The following is a 15751-nucleotide window of genomic DNA, read 5'->3' on the forward strand; positions in this document are numbered from 1 at the left end:
GCGGCACCGGTCCCGTCCGGTGGTGGGGCGGCCACTGCGCCGCGCCCCGTCGTGGACCGTCCACAACCGGGCTCGGGGCGGCAGGCGCCACACCGCCGTAGCCGCGGGCACCCGTGCCGCTGGGGCGGCACGGGTGGGCGCGGCGGCACCGCACGCGCGTGAGCGACCACCCCGACCCCGGCCGGCCCAGCCCGGCGACCGTGCACCGGGCTACCCGGCCGCGGGGGTCGCAGCGGGGTGACCAGGCCCGGGGCCTACCCGGCCGCGGGCGGCGTCAGCGGGTGACCAGACCCCGGACCTACCCGGCCGCGGGCAGGGCCAGCGGGGTGACCAGACCCCGGGCCTACCCGGCCGCGGGCGGCGTCAGCCGGGTGACCGGACCCCGGGCCTACCCCGCAGCGGGCAGCGTCAGCGTGGCGACCGCGCCCCCGTCCGCCGCGTTCGCGAAGGTCAGCCGCGCCCCCAGCACCTCCGCCTGCCCCAGCGCGATGGTCAGCCCGAGTCCGTGCCCCTTGGCCCCGCCCTCCGTGCGGAACCGCTGCGGCCCGTGCGCCACCAGGTACTCCGGATATCCACCCCCGTGGTCCCGCACCGTCACCACGGGCCCGTCCACCGTCAGCACCACCGGGGCCCCACCGTGCTTGTGCCCGTTGGCGACCAGGTTGCCCAGCACCCGTTCCAGGCGCCGCCGGTCGGTCTCCACGAGGGCGTCCCGCACGATCCGCACCTCGGTGTCCGTGCCCGAGGCCCGGACCACCCGCCCGGCCAGCGCCCCCAGCTCCTCGGTGTCGACCTCCAGCCGCTCGCGGCCGGCGTCCAGCCGCGAGATCTCCAGCAGGTCCTCGGTGAGCGTCCGCAGCGCCGCCACCCGGTCCCGGACCAGCTCCGTAGGCCGGCCCGGCGGCAGCAGCTCCGCCGCCGCGTGCAGTCCCGTCAGCGGCGTGCGCAGCTCGTGCGCCACGTCCGCCGTGAACCGCTGCTCGCTCAGCAGCTTGCCCTGCAGGCTCGACGCCATGGAGTCCAGGGCCGCCGCCACCGCCGCCACCTCGTCCTGCGGACGGGTCGGGTCCTTCGTGCGGGGATCGTTCACCCGGGCGTCCAGGTCCCCGGCGGTGATCCGCCGGGCCACGCGCGCGGTGCCGTGCAGCCGCCGGGTCACCCGGGTCACGGCGAACGCGCCCACCAGTACCGTCGCGCCGATCGCGAGGCCCGAGGACCACAGGATCGACTGGTCGAGCCCGGCGATGGTGCGGGACTGCTGCGAGTAGTCCACCTCCACGGCGAGGGCCCGGCGCCCGGCCGCCGGACCCGCCGCCCACATGGTCGGACGCCCCCGGTGCGTCGAGACCATGGTGCCGCGCTCACCGGACACCGCCAGAGTCCGCAGCGCCGCCGGCAGCCCCTCGGGGTTCACCCCGGCGCCCGGCAGCAGCCTGTCGCCCGCCTCGTACGCCCGGGTGGCGTCGGTCAGCCGGGACAGCGCGAGGCCGCGGGCCTGGCCGACGGTCTGGTTCGTCACCGAGACATGGACGAGCACACCGAGCAGCGCGGCCAGCGCACAGCACATCACCGTGATGAACGCGGCCGCCTTCACGGCGAGCGTCCCGGCCCACCGGGGCAGCGCGAGCCTCATCGCGGGCTCGCGGAGGAACTCGGCGACAGGGAAGGGGCCGGGGGCGACGACAGGGAGGGTGACGGAGACGCGGAAGGAGCGACGGACGGCGACGGCGCCGGGGACGGCTTCCTGCTGTGCCGCCCGCCGCCCGTGTGCAGGTACTCGTCGCGGGAGAACGCCATCGCCCGCTGCCCCGGATCCCACACCCAGGTGGTGCGGTACTCGTACCCGGAGATGTCGGCCGGTGAGCGCTCGATCAGCGCCCGCCCGGCCAGCTCCACCCCGATGATCGCGTCGTTGTCCGCCAGCACCTGCACGAGTCTGTGGCCCTCTACGGTGTAGACCCGCACCGCCGTCTGGTTGGTCGGGTACAGCCGGAAGCCCAGCGTCAGATCGGCCCGCCCGTCTCCCGTAAGGTCCCGGTAGTACGGCTTCAGCAGCGGACAGCGGTCCCGGTTCCCGCCCGGACGGCAGTCCCTCATCCGGTCCACGGTCCCGTGGAACGCGCCCTTCGAGCCGTAGTCGCCGGGATGCGCCGCGATCTCCGCCTCGACGACGTCCACCGGGTCGACCCCGCGGATGTCGTCACCGGGGACGGCGACCCCCTTGACGGTCGCCCGGGTCGCCACGTCGTACGGGTAGGCCGGGCTGGACGCCGGCCGCAGGTCCGGCCAGAGCCTGGCCGGGCTGACGGCGGTCGGGGTCGTGCCGGCGCCTCGCAGCCCGCCCGTGTCCCCGCACGCCGTCGCCGACGCCGCCAGCAGGGCGACGGCGGCCACGGCGAGGGCGGTACGCGGGGGACGGGCTGGCACGGTGCTCCTGGGAACGTGGGGGCGGGGTGTGACGGCGGGGTTAGGTACGGAAGGGTGGCGTGGCGGCGAAAGGCGTTCCGGCGAGAGGTTTCCCAGATTCCAGGAGAAGTTTCTTCCGCGCACCCGGTGTGGTGCCTGGACAGAGGCTACTCGGCCAGTTCCTCCAGCAGCCGCACGGTGTGCAGGCCCGCCCGCAGGTAGTCCACGAACAGCTCGTTGTGCAGGGCCCACGCCGAGCGCCGGGCGCGGATCAGCTGGATCGCCTCGTCGGGCGAGCGCCCGAGCTGCACCAGGGCGTGCGCTACGACCAGCCCCGAACGGTTGTACCCGTGATAGCAGCGCACCAGCACCCGCCGGCCGGAGTCCAGCGCCTCGTTCACCGCGCGGGCCAGCCGCATCACCCCGGCGAGCTGCGTCCCGTCCAGCGGACCGTCCGGAATCGGCCACACATGGTGCTCCACACCCGGATCGGGCCCGTACCCCGGCAACCGCAGCAGCGACTGCACCAGATCGAACTCGTCACGCACGACGGCGAGCTCCAGCCGCCCGGAACGGCCCCGGAACTCGTGCCCGCCCATCCACAGGCCGGGCACGATCTCGTTCCACGGGCGCTCCGGAACCGGCACGTCGGGCTGCTTTCCGCGGGTCCGCACGGGCGCCTCCCCAACTCCCCCACGCAGGGCCGTCATCCAAGGTAACCGCTCTTGCCCCGGGAGCACCCCGCCTGTTCCCATGGTCGAGGGGTGATGGCGCATGAGCGGACTGCGCGTGGTGCCGGCCTTCCGGCACGGACGGGAACGGCTGTACGTCTGCCGCCCCGACGGCAGCAACGTCGCCTGGTACGACCGTGAGGCGGGCCGGATCAACCTGCTCGGCGAGGACAGCAGGGACGCCGTGCTCGCCGTCCTCCGACCGTTCGTGACCGGCCCGGTGACCGTGGGCCCACCTCCGGTCCCGACCCCGGCCGAACTCGCCCGGCTGACCCTGCACCCGGACGACGACCTGGCGCCCAACCGCCCCGGCGAGGCGCTCCTCGTCGCCCTCGACCGCGACCCGGGCCCCGTCCGCCGGCTGCGCCCCGACCCGCGCCGCCACGCCCTCACCGCCGAGCAGACCGTCGGCGAGACCCTGGACCGCCTGGACGGCGCCGGCTGGCGCACCCTGCACTCCGTCCAGCTCCCCGGCGGCACCCGCATCCACCACCTGCTGATCGGCCCCGGCGGCCTCTACGCCGTCCACGCCCTGTACGCCCGAAAGGCCAGGGTCCTGGTCGCCGACCCGATGGTCACGGTGGGCCGCCGCGAGGCCGAACCGCTGCTGCGCCGCCTGCGTGCGGTCGCCGACCGCGCCTCCCACGCCCTGACCGCCGAGGTCCGCCCCCTCCTGGCCCTGGCGGGCCCGGCCACACTGACGCTGACCACCGAGCCGCGCGGGGTGCGCATCCTCCAGGACCCCGAACTCGACGCCCTGGGCCGCCTCGGCGGCGTACTGAAACCGGCGGACGTGGAGGCACTCCACGCGATCGCCCGGGACCGGAACACGTGGGGCAGGCTGTGAAGGGATCAGCCCGTCCGGCGTTCGAGGACACCCCCCGTTCAGGGTGACGCGGCCCTGGCCGGTAGCCCCAGCAGGGGGGTCACAGGGGACGGCAGTCCCCTGGTCGGGACGGGCAGGGGCGGCGGGGGCGAGAAGATCCGCGGAAACCCCCGTAACTCCCAGAGCTCCCATGGAACCGAAAAGCTTGGGGAACCCACGCACCCCTAGGGCAACTCACCCGCCCGCCCCGGATCCAGCAACGGCGCCAGCAGATCCCCGTGATCCTGCAGCCGCGGCGCGACATCGTCCGCCAGAAACTCCAGCTGGCCGGGCGCCCGGCACTCCTCCACCTCCCCCCAGGTCACCGGCGCGGACACCATCGGCAGCGCACGGGCGCGCAGCGTGTAAGGGGTGGCCGTCGTCTTGCGCGCAGCATTCTGGCTCCAGTCCACGAACACCTTCCCCGGCCTGAGACTCTTCGTCATCCGGTGCACCACCAGCCGGGGCATCGCCCGCTCCGCCTCCACCGCCAGCGCCTTCGCGTACTCGGAGGTCCGCTCCGACGAACTCCCGCGCACCGCCGCCAGCAGATGCAGCCCCTTAGACCCGGCCGTCTTCGGATACGCCTCGATCCCGTCGGCCGCCAGGCGCTCCCGCAGCCACAGGGCGACCTCGCAGCAGTCGACGACGGTGGCGGGCGCGCCCGGGTCGAGGTCGAAGATCAGCCGATCGGCCTCGTCCGGGTTCCGCACCAGCCACTGGTGCGTGTGGAACTCCGTGACCAGGTTCGCCGCCCAGACCAGACTCGGCAGGTCCTGCACCACCACCATCCGGGCCGGCCCCTCGGAGGACGACCGCACGACCTCGGCGGTCGTGACCCACTCGGGCGTACCGGGCGGCACGTTCTTGGCGAAGAACAGCTGCCCTTCCGGGCCGTCCGGGTAGCGCAGGAAGGACACCGCGCGATCGCGCAGATGCGGCAGCAGGGCGCCGGCGGTGGTCGCGTAGTAGTGCAGCAGCTCCCCCTTGGTGAAGCCGGTCTCCGGATAGAGCACCTTCTGCAGATTGCTGAGCGCGACCCGCCGCCCCTCCACCTCCGTGATAGGCGTCATAGGATGACAATTCCATATGAACTGGAGCAAACCGGGAAAGAGAGGGTGCGGCACGTGCGATCGATCTGGAACGGCGCCATCTCGTTCGGCCTCGTCAGCATCCCGATCAAGCTGGTGAACGCGACGGAGAGCCACTCCATCGCCTTCCGCCAGATCCATACCGAGGACAACGGCCGCATCCGCTACCGCAAGGTGTGCGAACTGGAGGACCGCGAGGTCAGCCAGGCCGAGATCGGCAAGGGCTACGAGGACGCCGACGGATCGATCATTCCGATCAGCGACGACGACCTCTCCCACCTGCCCATCCCCACCGCTCGCACGATCGAGATCGTCGCCTTCGTGCCGGCCGACCGCATCGACCCGCTCCAGATGGGCGCGGCCTACTACCTCGCGGCCGGAGGCGCGCCCGCCGCGAAGCCGTACACCCTCCTGCGCGAGGCCCTCAAACGCAGCAACAAGGTCGCCATCGCCAAGTACGCGCTGCGCGGCCGGGAGCGCCTGGGCATGCTGCGCGTGGTCGGCGAGGCCATCGCCATGCACGGCCTGCTCTGGCCGGACGAGGTACGCGCCCCCGAGGGCGTGGCCCCCGACACCGACGTCACCATCCGCGACAAGGAGCTCGACCTCGCGGACGCCCTCATGGACACCCTCGGCGAGGTCGACCTGGAGGACCTGCACGACGAGTACCGGGAGGCACTGGAGGAGGTCATCGCGGCGAAGACCTCCGGCGAGGCGCCCCCGGAGGCGCCGGCCCCGGCCACCGGCGGCAAGGTGCTGGACCTGATGGCGGCCCTGGAGAACAGCGTGCGGGCGGCCCGCGAGTCGCGCGGGGTGGACACGCCAGCCGCAGAGGCCGAGGTCAGATCCCTCCCGCAAGGCCGGTCCGCGCCCAAGGAGACCGGAGGCAAGAAGTCGACGAAGGCGGCCGCCAAGAAGACGGCCCCGGCTCGGAAGTCGACGTCCAAGGCGACGGCGGGCACGAAGAAGACCGCGAGCGCGAAGAGCACGTCCAAGTCGACGGCGAAGAGCGCGGCGACCACGAAGAAGACGGCGGCGAAGAAGACGGTGTCGCGCAAACGCTCGGCGTGAGGCGTCGCCGACGGCATCGAAGGGCGCGGCACAGACACCCGGTCACCACTCCGTCCGCCCCTGACCGTGCCCGCGCACGCCTCTGCCCGAGCCGGCCCCTGACCGCACCGGCTCCTGACCGCACCGGCTCCTGACCGCGCCGGCTCCTGCCCGTGCCCGTGCCCGCCCCGACCGCGCCCTCATCCGCCCCCGACGCCGCCCGCCCCCGACCACAACACCGTTACCCGAAGCCGGGATTGCCGTGATCCGCGTGATCCGCGGGCCGTGTCCACGGTATACAGGGAACCATCCGCAGCGTCGTGAGTGCGCGGGACGCATGCGCGGTCGCAGACAGGCAGGGGGGCAACTGGTGACCGAGGAAGCGGAGTCCGTCTTCATCAGCTACGCCAAGCCCGACCGGGCCTGGGCGAAGTGGGTGGCCTGGCACCTGCGCGAGGCCGGCCACCGCGTCGAGCTGGACGTGTGGAACTGGAGCACCGGCGACGACTTCATCCAGCGCATGAGCGACGCCGTGGCACGCGCGACGGTGGTGGTCGCCCTCTACTCCGACGACTACTTCGGCCCGGACCGCTGGACGCGTGAGGAGCGCAACGCGGTGGCAGCGCGGCGCGGCCGCATGGTCCCCCTCGTCCTGGCACCCCTCACGGTGGACGTACCCGCCCACTTCGCGCCCCTGCTCTGGACGGACCTGTACGGCCTCGGCGAAAGCGCCGCCGCCAAGGCGCTGCTGGGAGCGGTGAACGGTCCCACCGCGGACATCGACACACCCGCCTTCCCGCCCAACGCCCCGGACGCCCCCAATCCCGCGGGCACCCCGGCGTTCCCGGGGGCGCGTACCCCCGACGGCCCAGGCCCCTCCGCCGCCCCGGACCGCCCCGAGGTGTGGGAGGTCTCGGTCGGGCGCACCCCCTACTTCACGGGCCGGGAGGAGGTCATCTCGCAGGTGCGCGAAGGCCTGCGCGGCGGCCGGTTCATCCTGCGCGGACTGGGCGGCATCGGCAAGACGCAGATCGCCCTGGAGTACGCCCACCGCTTCGCCGGCCAGTACGACATCGTGTGGTGGATCGACGCCGAACAGGCGGACCAGCTCCCCGTCCACTACACCGAACTGGCCACGCGCCTCGGCATCGCCAAACCCGACGCCGGCGCCGAACACAACACGCGCGCCCTGATGGACCACCTGCGCACCCACGACCGCTGGCTGATCATCCTCGACAACGCGCAGAACCCGGACCACTTCAGCGACCTGCTCCCCACGGGGCCCGGCCACGTCCTGATCACCTCACGCAGTGCGGGCTGGAAGGGCAGCGCCGCCGATCACAACCTGGACGTCTTCACCCGCGACGAATCCACCGCCTACCTCACCACCCGCCTGCCCGACATCACCCCCGACCAGGCGGACGCGCTCGCCTCCGACCTCGGCGACCTCCCCCTCGCCCTCGCTCAGGCAGCCGGCACCCTCACCACCGGCGTGAGCCTGGACAGGTACCGCCAGCTGCTCGCGGGCAAGGCCAGGGAACTGCTGGCCCACGGCGCGCCGGCCGAGTACTCCTCACCCCTCGCCGCGACCGTCACCATCGCCGCCACACGCCTGGCCGACGACTGCCCCGCCGCGGCCGCCCTCCTCCGTATCGGTGCGTTCCTCGGCCCCGATCCCATCCCCACCGACTGGCTGGAGAACGCCGGCCCGCACCTCGCCACGGTCACTGTCGACCCCGACGACATCCTGTGGCCCCAGCAGGACCTCCAGGCCCTGGCCCGCTTCGGCCTCGCCCGCCTCGGCTACGGAACCTTCCAGGTGCACCGGCTCACCCAGGCCATCCTGCGCGACCACACCCCCACCGCCGACAGAGCCCGGATCAACGCCGACGTCAGCACGATCCTCGCCACGGTCGACCCCGGAGACCCCGGCACGCCGGCGTCCTGGCCCAAGTGGGCCGCTCTCACCGCCCACCTCGTCGCACTCCAGGACACCGCCACCGAGCACCCGGAGCTGCGCCGCACCATACTCCAGGCACTCGACTACCTGATCGAGAGCGGTCAGTCGCGCGCGGCCCACGACTTGGCCGGCAGCCTGCACACCACCTGGTCCACCGTCCACGGCCCGGACCACCCGGACGTCCTCACCTGCGCCCAGCTCTTCAGCTTCGCCGTGGGCAACCTCGGTGACTACGCCGAGGCCAGACGCATCACCGAGGACATCCTCGAACGCCGCGGCCGTACCCTCGGCGCCGACCACCCCGACACCCTGCACTCGGCTCAGTCCCTGGCGAGCGCTCTGTTCTACCTCGGTGAATACGAGAAGGCCAGGGGCATGGTCGAGGACATCCTCGCGCGGCGTCGCCTCATCCTCGGACCGGATCATCCAAACACCCTGGCCTCGGCACACGCTCTGGGCAGCGCCCTGTTCCACTTGGAGGAATACGCGGAGGACCGCCGCATCACCGAGGACACTCTCGAACGCCGTCGCCGCGTCCTGGGCGCGGACCACCCCGACACGCTGAACTCAGCGCAGTCCCTCGGTGTCACTCTGCACAGTCTCGGTGAGTACGACGAGGCCAAGCGCATCGCCGAGGAGATCTTCGAGCAGCGTCGCCGCCTCCTCGGCGCGGATCACCCCGACACTCTGGATTCGGCGCATTACCTGAGCAACGCCCTGCACAGTCTCGGTGAACTCGCGGAGGACCACCGGATCGCCGAGGACAATCTCGAACGGCGCCGCCGCGTCCTCGGCGTGGATCACCCGGACACCCTGCTCTCGGCGCAGTCCCTGGGCGTCAGCCTGGCGAGCTCGCGGAGGTACCCGGAGGCCGAACAACTGCTCAGGGACGCGCGCACGCGGAGCTGCCGAACTCTTGGAGCTGATCATCCTCTGTCCAAGGGACTGACGGAGAACCTCGCCACGGTACTGATTGCCAGGGGCAAGCTGCGCGAGGCTCACAAGCTCCAACGCGGCCGCAAGCCCGCGAAGGGCCGCAAGGCCTCCAAGCGGCGCTGAAGGACGGGCGGTACTCGGCCGCCGAACACAACGTCCGCCACCGGACGGTGCACGCAGCCGTCAGGAGGGCAGCGCGGCGAGCCAGTCGACGAGCAGCCGGTTCACCTCGGCGGGTCGCTCCTGCTGGACCCAGTGGCCGCAACCGGTGAGGAGGTGGGAGGAGACGAGGCCCGGCAGCGTGACCGGGAACGCCGCGACGGCGTCGGCCAGCCACGCCGTGGAGGCGTCCAGGCCGCCGCCGATGTAGATGGCCGGCTGCGCGATGGAAGCACCGTCGAAGGCCGCGAGGTCCTCCCAGTCCCGGTCCATGTTCCGGTAGCGGTCGAGAGCCCCGGTCAGACCGGTGCGTTCGAACTCCGCGGCGTAGAAGTCCAGGTCCCGCTCGCTGAGCCAGGCCGGCAGCCGACCCACGGGGAACCGGTCCCGCAGCAGGCCGCCCCGGCTGACGAGGTACGGAACGGGAGCGCCGGGCGCGGGCATGGTGTCGGCCGAGAGAGCCGCGTAGAACCCCGCGAGCCAACCGCGCACATCGGGTTCGATCTCGGCCTCGGCGCGGCCCGGCTCCTGGAAGTACGAGATGTAGAACTCCTCGTCCCCGCCCATCCGAGCGAAGACATCACTGGGCCGGGGCCCGCCACGCGGGACGTAGGGAACGCTCAGTAAGCCCACCGCACGGAAGACCTCCGGCCGCAGCAGAGCGGAGTTCGCGGCGACGACCGAGCCCCAGTCGTGGCCGACGACCACCGCCGGCTCCCCACCCAGGGCGCGCACCACGGCGACGTTGTCCTCCACCAGGTCGAGCATCCGGTACGCGTCCGCAGCGGCGGGCTTGGAGGAACGACCGTAACCGCGGACGTCGATGGCGGCCGCGCGATACCCCGCGGCCGCGAGCGCCGGCAGTTGCCTGCGCCAGGAGTACCAGGACTCCGGAAAGCCGTGAAGGAGCAGCACCAACGGCCCGGCCCCCTGCTCCACGAGATGGATCCGGCCGCCCGGCGAGGGGACCACCCGGTGCGTGACCTGCGCGACGTGCTCCGGCATACGTCTCTCCCATGACTGTTGGTCAGCCGCCCGGCGAACGCCCACGGCCCGCCGCTCCGCAGCCTCGACACCGATCCTGCCTAAGGGCGTCCGTTGTTACTCACTTTCGGGTGAACGCGTTCCCGCTGGTGGGGTGGCGGATGCTGGCGGGTGGTTGCCTGGAACCCTCAATTCCGGGCGCGGCTCACTCCGCTCCCGTCAACGCCGCGCATTCAGAACATAGATGGACATTGCAGGCGACAGTTACAGAAATCTGTCGGATCAGTAATACCCTTCGCATTTACCTCACAGTGTGGGGGTGAGGGGTGCAGGGTGTGGGTGTGCGGCCAGCCGGCCACACACCAGCACCACGCACCCGCCTGACCTGCCGTTTCACGGCTGGCCGGCTGGTGTGGGCACCCTCGAAGGGGGACCGAAGTGTCCGTTGCTTCTTCCGTCCGTCGCCTGACCGCCACCACCGCGATCGCGGCCGCCGCCGTGGGCGCCGTGGCCCTGCCGGCCGGGGCGGCCGACCAGCACTGGGGCCACCAGCGTCATACGGCGGTCTACATCAGCCACGTGCAGGCCGACGCCCCGGGCATGGACGACCGCTCCAGCCGCTCCCTGAACAGGGAGTGGGTGGACGTCACCAACTCGACGCGCAGGGCAGTGAACCTGAGCGGCTGGACGCTCTCCGACGCCGACGGCCGCACCTACACCTTCCGCCACGTATGGCTGGCGGGCCGGGCCACGGTCCGCGTCCACACCGGCTACGGCCGGGACACCCGGACCGACCTGTTCCAGGCCAGGCGCCACGAGGTGTGGGACAACAACCGCGACACCGCCATCCTGCGCAACGACCGCGGCCGCCTCGTCGACGCCGTCTCCTGGGGACGCGACCACCGCCGCGACGGCGACAACCGCCACCACGACGGCGACCACCGCGGCGGACACCGCCACTGACCCCCGGACCGGCGGCTGACGCCGGTCGGTGAGGGAGTACGAGCTGATGGGCGGGCCACCCCTTGTGCGGGGTGGCCCGCTTTCACGCGACCGTGCCCGTTGCTCCGGAATCCCGGATTCAGGCGTTGCCCCAGCTGCGGAAGTGACGGCAGCGTCAGGCGGACGAGATCGACCACGTGCGAGTGCTCTCACATGTGACCGCACGCCCCCTGTGCGCCCTCCATGAAAGGCGGATCACATGTTGGACTGACGTAAGGCCAGAGAAAGATCTCCGTGATGTTACCCAAAATGGCAGCAGTGCGCTTGTGTGCATCCGTGTCCTCTGCGACACTCGTGGGTCTTTGGATCAACGTCTACACCGATCAGTTGGCTCATAACGGCTACATGACCTCGCTCACCTCATTACGGTGGAGTAACCTGCTCCTGGGTCTGGGTATCGCTTCGCTGATAGCCGGGGAAACCGCTGCATGGAGGTGGCGTACTTTGCAGGAAGACGAGTTCAGGCGACTTTACGCGACGCTCCAGCAACGGCAGCGGCGCATTCTCGAGGGAATGCTGACGATCGTCTGCAAACTGGTGGCCAAGACCCTCAATATCCCATGCAATGCGCGCTACTTCGTCGCGGAAAAGGATCAGGAGGGGCGCTACTACATCAGGCAGGACCGCGACCTTGCTGTTCTGAACATCCGGATGCCGCGCGAGTTCGGTTTCACTCGCATCTACGTAGACACCCCTCATATCGTGAGCGGGAAGGCGTTCCGAGACCGGGTACCGCTCTACGAAGAGCTGCCTGACGACCACTCGAACTGGTACGAGCCGGACGTGGGAAGAATGATCGAGCCCCAGCAGCGGTGGGTGCTCGCATGCCCGGTCCTCCGGTTGGATTCACTGACGAACAGCCACGAGATGAGTCACGCACCGCGTGGCGTGATCGTCTTCTACGGCACCCAGCTCCCGGACGAGGCCGCTTCGGCCGACGCGGTCCAGGTCTGCCTCGGGTACGCCGAGCAGTTCGCCGAACAGATGTCCCATGTATTCAACATGCTCGAACTCTCTACAGAACTGGAGAGCAGCAGCCATGGAAATACTTCGGGCACTTCCTAGCTCGGTCTGCTTGCGTGTCACGCGCCGTTGCAATGTCGCGTGCTCATTCTGCCAGGCTCCGCCACCCGGCCGCACTGAACTCTCACTGCCGGACATCATCGCATTGTCGCGGTTCTTCGCGGCGCGAGGAGTGCGGTCGCTCAAGTTGTCAGGGGGAGAGCCGACCGTGCGGAGTGATCTCGCGGAGATCATTGACGCGATCGGCCAAGCCGGCCTCAAACCAGTAGTGATCACCAACGGCTTCGACGTACCGGACGAAGCCGTGACTGCCGCGCAATTATGCGGCGGCGAGTTCAAATTCAGCATCCACCGGCCGTCCGCCGAGAACGATCAGATACTGCATCGCACATCGTTTACTCAGATCATGGCAAATATCGACAAAGTGATAAAAAGAAAGGTAGGGATGTCCATAAATACGGTCGTCACCCCCAGTAATGCGGACGGCATGAGGGAGATGGTCGATTTTGCGTGCGAGGTCGGAGCCGCGAAGATAAGCTTCATCCCGGTGGTCAGTCGCGGCCGAGCAAGGCGCAGTGGCGCCTTCAATTTCCTGCCTGACGAGCTGGAGGCGGTATACAAGGGTGTGGCGGAACTGTCCGAGCTTTTTGCGGGAATCATAAAAGTGCACTGCATCGACATCCGGAACCGCGACTACTGGGTAGTGGAGAACGATGGCTCTCTCTGGATCGAACGCGCCACGGAGGGTGAGGACCTGAAGATCTGCGACAGAGAGCACTTGTTGCCCAACGTCTGAGCGGGGTCTGTGATGAAGGTGAATGCCGGCACAATCGACATCGAAGTCCTTGAAGGGATGGACGAATGTCTCCGTCTGGCCCGGCAGGCGGCGGCGTCCGGAAACTATGCCCTCGGGGCCGTGGTGATCAGGGAAGGGGAGATCATCGGAAAGTCGGGCAGTGCGCTGATTCAGGGGCACGATCCCACCGGCCACCCCGAGATCACCGCGATCAGGCAAGCCGCCGAACGGCTCGGCTCCAGGTACTTACCAGACGCCTACTTGGTGACCACGCTGGAGCCGTGCCCCATGTGCACCTCCGCGGCGATCTGGGCGAAGATGCGCGGCATCGCCTACGGGGCGACGCAGACGGACGCCATCAACTGGTCGCGCGAACACCCTGACGAGAAGTACACGTGGCGCCAGATCCGCATGCCGGCGAGAGACGTCGTCCAAGCCGGACTCCCCTTCCTCGAGCTGCACGAAGAGGTCCGCAGGGAGGAATGCCTGGAGCTGTTCTCCCTCTCGCGCTGACAACGGCCGGCGCGATGAGATGAACCAGGATCGCCGTGTACGACGCAGGGACGCGGACAGCGTGCCCGCACCCGAGGCCCCTGACGTCCTGTCCAGGAGCCTCAACCCGGCTGACGAGGCAGCTCATGCGCCGTGTAGGACGCCAGAGCCCGCCCATCGGCCGGCCCCGCGGTGGACGGGGCGCTCGTCTGTAAGAGCCGCCCCTCTTGGGCCACTTCTCCGGTTGTCATCAAACCGGAGGGGACTGAGCGGCGGGGCGACGGCTCGGGCGCACGGGGGATGGCGGCCTGCGGGGACGGACGAGAGTCGCAACGTCACAACTGGATCACTTTCTTCACCACTCTCTCACATCTGACGGACCGGCATAGGTAGTTTCACCCCTCACGCGCTTAAGCAGGGGGGGTCCTGTGAGTCACTACCAGCCTCAACCGCCGCCGTTCCAGCCTCCGCCTGGACCACCGGCCGTCCGTCCCGCTCCCAAGTGGGCCCGTAAGCGCTTCGTACTTCCCGCCCTGGGTCTTGCGTTCATCATCGGGCTGGGCAGTGCCGGCGCCGACGGCCAGAACCGGAACGCGACGAAGACGGTGGCCAACGACAAGACGCGGCCGACGGCCACGGCGACGGTCACCGCGACAGCCACCGCGACAGCCACGGCGACGAAGACCGCGAAGCCGAAGCCCGCGCCGACAGTGACGAAGACGGTCAAGGTCAAGGTGAAGGTGACCGTCACCGCGCACGCCGCTGCAGCGGGGTCGGGAACGTCCGGCGGTTCGACGTCCGGCGGTTCGTCGTCCAGCGGCGGGTCCAGCTCGTCGGGCGGCTCCGGCTCTGCGGGCGGAGGTGCGACGGCTCTGTGCAATGACGGTACGTACTCGTACGCCGCTCACCATCAGGGCGCCTGCTCGCACCACGGCGGCGTGGCTGTCTTCTACCGGTAGCCGGCGTCTCAGCTCGTTGCCCCAGCCGGGGTGTGAGTACGGGACCGCCTGCCTCGCCGCAGAGGGGAGGCAGGCCCCGCCCCGCCGGGGCCTCTGGGCCCGCGCGGCATGTCAGGACGCCTGGTCGTCCCGTCCGGACAGGAGCGTGAGGCGGGATGGAAGGCGACGCGACTGGCGCGACTATGGTGAACGGGCTTGGCCCGCGAAGGACCGAGCTTCAAGGTCCTCGCACTCGGGGTGTCACTGGAGGGAACTCTCAAGTTCCCGTTCCACAGACCGCCACATGCGCTCGTTGCAAGCGGCACAGGGCGCCGACTGACCACACGCGTGCCCCGTTGCATCGGTACCGGCCTCAGCCACGCTTTCGGGGTGCCGACCAGAGCCTGTTCAGTAGCTGGACTGCCTGCGACGAAGCATCGCAGCCAGATCTCACAGCCACACGGGCCGGGCGGATCACTGGTCTGGGGTAATGCAGATCCAGACGCCATCAGTGTGGAAACAGATAGTGCCGGCGGAGCGGGCCTCCGGCTCCGAGAAGGACACAAAGATCTTGGCCGACAACTCGACGTGACCACCGTTTCCGCGGATCTTGCCGGCGGCATTCCGGAGAACCGAAGAGAGTACGGTGCGACCGAAGTAATCCGGCGTGCAGATTTCGTCCAGGACCTGGAGCAGCGACTGCTCCTGCGTATCCACAGCCATAGTCGATCTACCTTTCTGGGAGACGGAAGGGGTGACGCGTACTCAGCGTGCAGGGAATGGGGCGGGCACGCACCCGGGCGAGAAGGAACTTCGGCCGGACGGGTCATGATGACCCCTAAGGAAGTTGGAAGGCCCCTCTGGAGGCCACCGCTCCAACCTGTGAGCGGCTGCAGTGCTCGCTCGGCACGGCCGCTGGCCGCGCTGGAGCGTGGCGGGGACAGGAGAGAGCCGCCTTGACCGGTTACGTAGAACCGAAGTGCCGCGGCAGCGCTGCAATCAGGAGTTGGTCGAGGTCCTGATCGGCGAGGGCTGAAGATCATCCAAGACCTGGACCTTGCCGACGCCCGCCGGGCCGTGCACGTGGAACAGGAACCGGGGGCGGTCGTCGTCCACCGGCAGGTCGAAGTTCTCCCGGAACGCCCCCAGTTCCTCGCGTCCACCCACGAAGCCCGCCCGCCGCCCGCGCCGGAGCGACTCCTGCATCGACATCCTCGCCCGCGCCACCCCGCCCCTTCCCTGGCCTCGCCCCGCGGGCCGGTGTCGCGCGCCTGGGCGGTCGCGAGGTGAACGGCCGCCGTACTCGATGGAACGTCCG

At 70.1% G+C, this 15751-nt stretch carries 16 protein-coding genes; 8 read left to right on the plus strand and 8 right to left on the minus strand.

Going from position 1 to position 15751, the window contains the following annotated elements:
• Window positions 1–388 precede the first annotated feature (388 nt).
• The 3 genes from IE177_RS03575 to IE177_RS03585 all read right to left on the minus strand — a co-directional run bounded on the left by IE177_RS03575 (window position 389) and on the right by IE177_RS03585 (window position 3080).
• Window positions 389–1633 carry an ATP-binding protein gene (locus tag IE177_RS03575; protein ID WP_190013205.1) on the minus strand — a complete coding sequence of 415 codons (1245 nt, stop codon included), beginning with the start codon at window positions 1631–1633 and terminating at the stop codon, window positions 389–391.
• Window positions 1630–2427, minus strand: a complete 798-nt coding sequence (locus IE177_RS03580; protein WP_190013206.1) for a hypothetical protein — start codon at window positions 2425–2427, stop codon at window positions 1630–1632. Before IE177_RS03580 ends, IE177_RS03575 begins: the two co-directional genes overlap by 4 nt.
• A gap of 146 nt (window positions 2428–2573) precedes the next feature.
• Complete coding sequence (locus IE177_RS03585) at window positions 2574–3080, minus strand: protein-tyrosine phosphatase family protein (RefSeq protein ID WP_190013207.1); 507 nt, start codon at window positions 3078–3080, stop codon at window positions 2574–2576.
• A 100-nt stretch (window positions 3081–3180) separates the two neighbouring features.
• Here IE177_RS03585 and IE177_RS03590 point away from each other — a divergent pair, with 100 nt between their 5' ends.
• Window positions 3181–3984, plus strand: a complete 804-nt coding sequence (locus IE177_RS03590; RefSeq protein ID WP_190013208.1) for a nuclease-related domain-containing protein — start codon at window positions 3181–3183, stop codon at window positions 3982–3984.
• Between the two features lie 203 nt (window positions 3985–4187).
• Here IE177_RS03590 and ligD read toward each other — a convergent pair whose 3' ends face one another.
• Window positions 4188–5075: a non-homologous end-joining DNA ligase gene (ligD, locus tag IE177_RS03595; RefSeq protein WP_190013209.1), complete on the minus strand. Its 888-nt coding sequence runs from the start codon at window positions 5073–5075 to the stop codon at window positions 4188–4190.
• Between the two features lie 54 nt (window positions 5076–5129).
• Between ligD and ku the strand changes: the two genes are divergently transcribed.
• Window positions 5130–6164, plus strand: a complete 1035-nt coding sequence (ku, locus tag IE177_RS03600) for a non-homologous end joining protein Ku (RefSeq protein ID WP_229815872.1) — start codon at window positions 5130–5132, stop codon at window positions 6162–6164.
• Between the two features lie 349 nt (window positions 6165–6513).
• The gene (gene fxsT / locus IE177_RS03605) at window positions 6514–9162 is read left to right on the plus strand and encodes an FxSxx-COOH system tetratricopeptide repeat protein (RefSeq protein ID WP_229815873.1); all 2649 of its coding nucleotides are present in this window, start codon (window positions 6514–6516) and stop codon (window positions 9160–9162) included.
• A gap of 60 nt (window positions 9163–9222) precedes the next feature.
• On the opposite strand, the gene IE177_RS03610 is transcribed toward fxsT, so the two are convergent.
• On the minus strand, window positions 9223–10203 hold the full coding sequence (locus tag IE177_RS03610; protein ID WP_190013212.1) for an alpha/beta fold hydrolase: 981 nt from the start codon (window positions 10201–10203) through the stop codon (window positions 9223–9225).
• A 417-nt stretch (window positions 10204–10620) separates the two neighbouring features.
• Here IE177_RS03610 and IE177_RS03615 point away from each other — a divergent pair, with 417 nt between their 5' ends.
• The 4 genes from IE177_RS03615 to IE177_RS03630 all read left to right on the plus strand — a co-directional run bounded on the left by IE177_RS03615 (window position 10621) and on the right by IE177_RS03630 (window position 13516).
• Window positions 10621–11145, plus strand: coding sequence for a lamin tail domain-containing protein (locus tag IE177_RS03615; RefSeq protein ID WP_229815874.1), 525 nt, complete (start codon window positions 10621–10623; stop codon window positions 11143–11145).
• Between the two features lie 384 nt (window positions 11146–11529).
• Window positions 11530–12249, plus strand: a complete 720-nt coding sequence (locus IE177_RS03620; protein WP_190013213.1) for a hypothetical protein — start codon at window positions 11530–11532, stop codon at window positions 12247–12249.
• Window positions 12224–13003 carry a radical SAM protein gene (locus IE177_RS03625; RefSeq protein WP_229815875.1) on the plus strand — a complete coding sequence of 260 codons (780 nt, stop codon included), beginning with the start codon at window positions 12224–12226 and terminating at the stop codon, window positions 13001–13003. Before IE177_RS03620 ends, IE177_RS03625 begins: the two co-directional genes overlap by 26 nt.
• A gap of 12 nt (window positions 13004–13015) precedes the next feature.
• Window positions 13016–13516 (plus strand): nucleoside deaminase, encoded by a 501-nt coding sequence (locus IE177_RS03630; protein ID WP_190013215.1) that lies wholly within the window; start codon window positions 13016–13018, stop codon window positions 13514–13516.
• Between the two features lie 424 nt (window positions 13517–13940).
• On the opposite strand, the gene IE177_RS34700 is transcribed toward IE177_RS03630, so the two are convergent.
• The gene (locus IE177_RS34700) at window positions 13941–14246 is read right to left on the minus strand and encodes a hypothetical protein (protein ID WP_229815893.1); all 306 of its coding nucleotides are present in this window, start codon (window positions 14244–14246) and stop codon (window positions 13941–13943) included.
• Here IE177_RS34700 and IE177_RS34705 point away from each other — a divergent pair.
• On the plus strand, window positions 14236–14454 hold the full coding sequence (locus IE177_RS34705; RefSeq protein ID WP_229815889.1) for a DUF3761 domain-containing protein: 219 nt from the start codon (window positions 14236–14238) through the stop codon (window positions 14452–14454). The two genes, IE177_RS34700 and IE177_RS34705, sit on opposite strands and share 11 nt — an antisense overlap.
• 453 nt (window positions 14455–14907) lie before the next feature.
• Here the strand turns inward: IE177_RS34705 and IE177_RS03640 are convergent, their stop codons facing one another.
• Both IE177_RS03640 and IE177_RS03645 read right to left on the minus strand, forming a co-directional pair.
• A complete protein-coding gene (locus IE177_RS03640) occupies window positions 14908–15150 on the minus strand; it encodes a hypothetical protein (protein WP_190013217.1) in 243 nt (80 codons plus the stop codon).
• A 282-nt stretch (window positions 15151–15432) separates the two neighbouring features.
• Window positions 15433–15639, minus strand: a complete 207-nt coding sequence (locus IE177_RS03645) for a hypothetical protein (RefSeq protein ID WP_190013218.1) — start codon at window positions 15637–15639, stop codon at window positions 15433–15435.
• Between the last annotated feature and the right edge of the window lie 112 nt (window positions 15640–15751).

Origin of the sequence: Streptomyces lucensis JCM 4490 (genome assembly GCF_014650035.1) — a bacterium.
Classification (GTDB): domain Bacteria; phylum Actinomycetota; class Actinomycetes; order Streptomycetales; family Streptomycetaceae; genus Streptomyces; species Streptomyces lucensis.

Bases quoted from the DNA above. Each gene is read 5' to 3' on its own strand.
- IE177_RS03575 (WP_190013205.1), bottom strand. From the start codon at position 1,633: ATGAGGCTCGCGCTGCCCCGGTGGGCCGGGACGCTCGCCGTGAAGGCG.
- IE177_RS03590 (WP_190013208.1), top strand. From the start codon at position 3,181: ATGAGCGGACTGCGCGTGGTGCCGGCCTTCCGGCACGGACGGGAACGG.
- ligD (WP_190013209.1), bottom strand. From the start codon at position 5,075: ATGACGCCTATCACGGAGGTGGAGGGGCGGCGGGTCGCGCTCAGCAAT.
- IE177_RS03610 (WP_190013212.1), bottom strand. From the start codon at position 10,203: ATGCCGGAGCACGTCGCGCAGGTCACGCACCGGGTGGTCCCCTCGCCG.
- IE177_RS03620 (WP_190013213.1), top strand. From the start codon at position 11,530: ATGACCTCGCTCACCTCATTACGGTGGAGTAACCTGCTCCTGGGTCTG.
- IE177_RS03625 (WP_229815875.1), top strand. From the start codon at position 12,224: ATGGAAATACTTCGGGCACTTCCTAGCTCGGTCTGCTTGCGTGTCACG.
- IE177_RS03630 (WP_190013215.1), top strand. From the start codon at position 13,016: ATGAAGGTGAATGCCGGCACAATCGACATCGAAGTCCTTGAAGGGATG.
- IE177_RS03645 (WP_190013218.1), bottom strand. From the start codon at position 15,639: ATGCAGGAGTCGCTCCGGCGCGGGCGGCGGGCGGGCTTCGTGGGTGGA.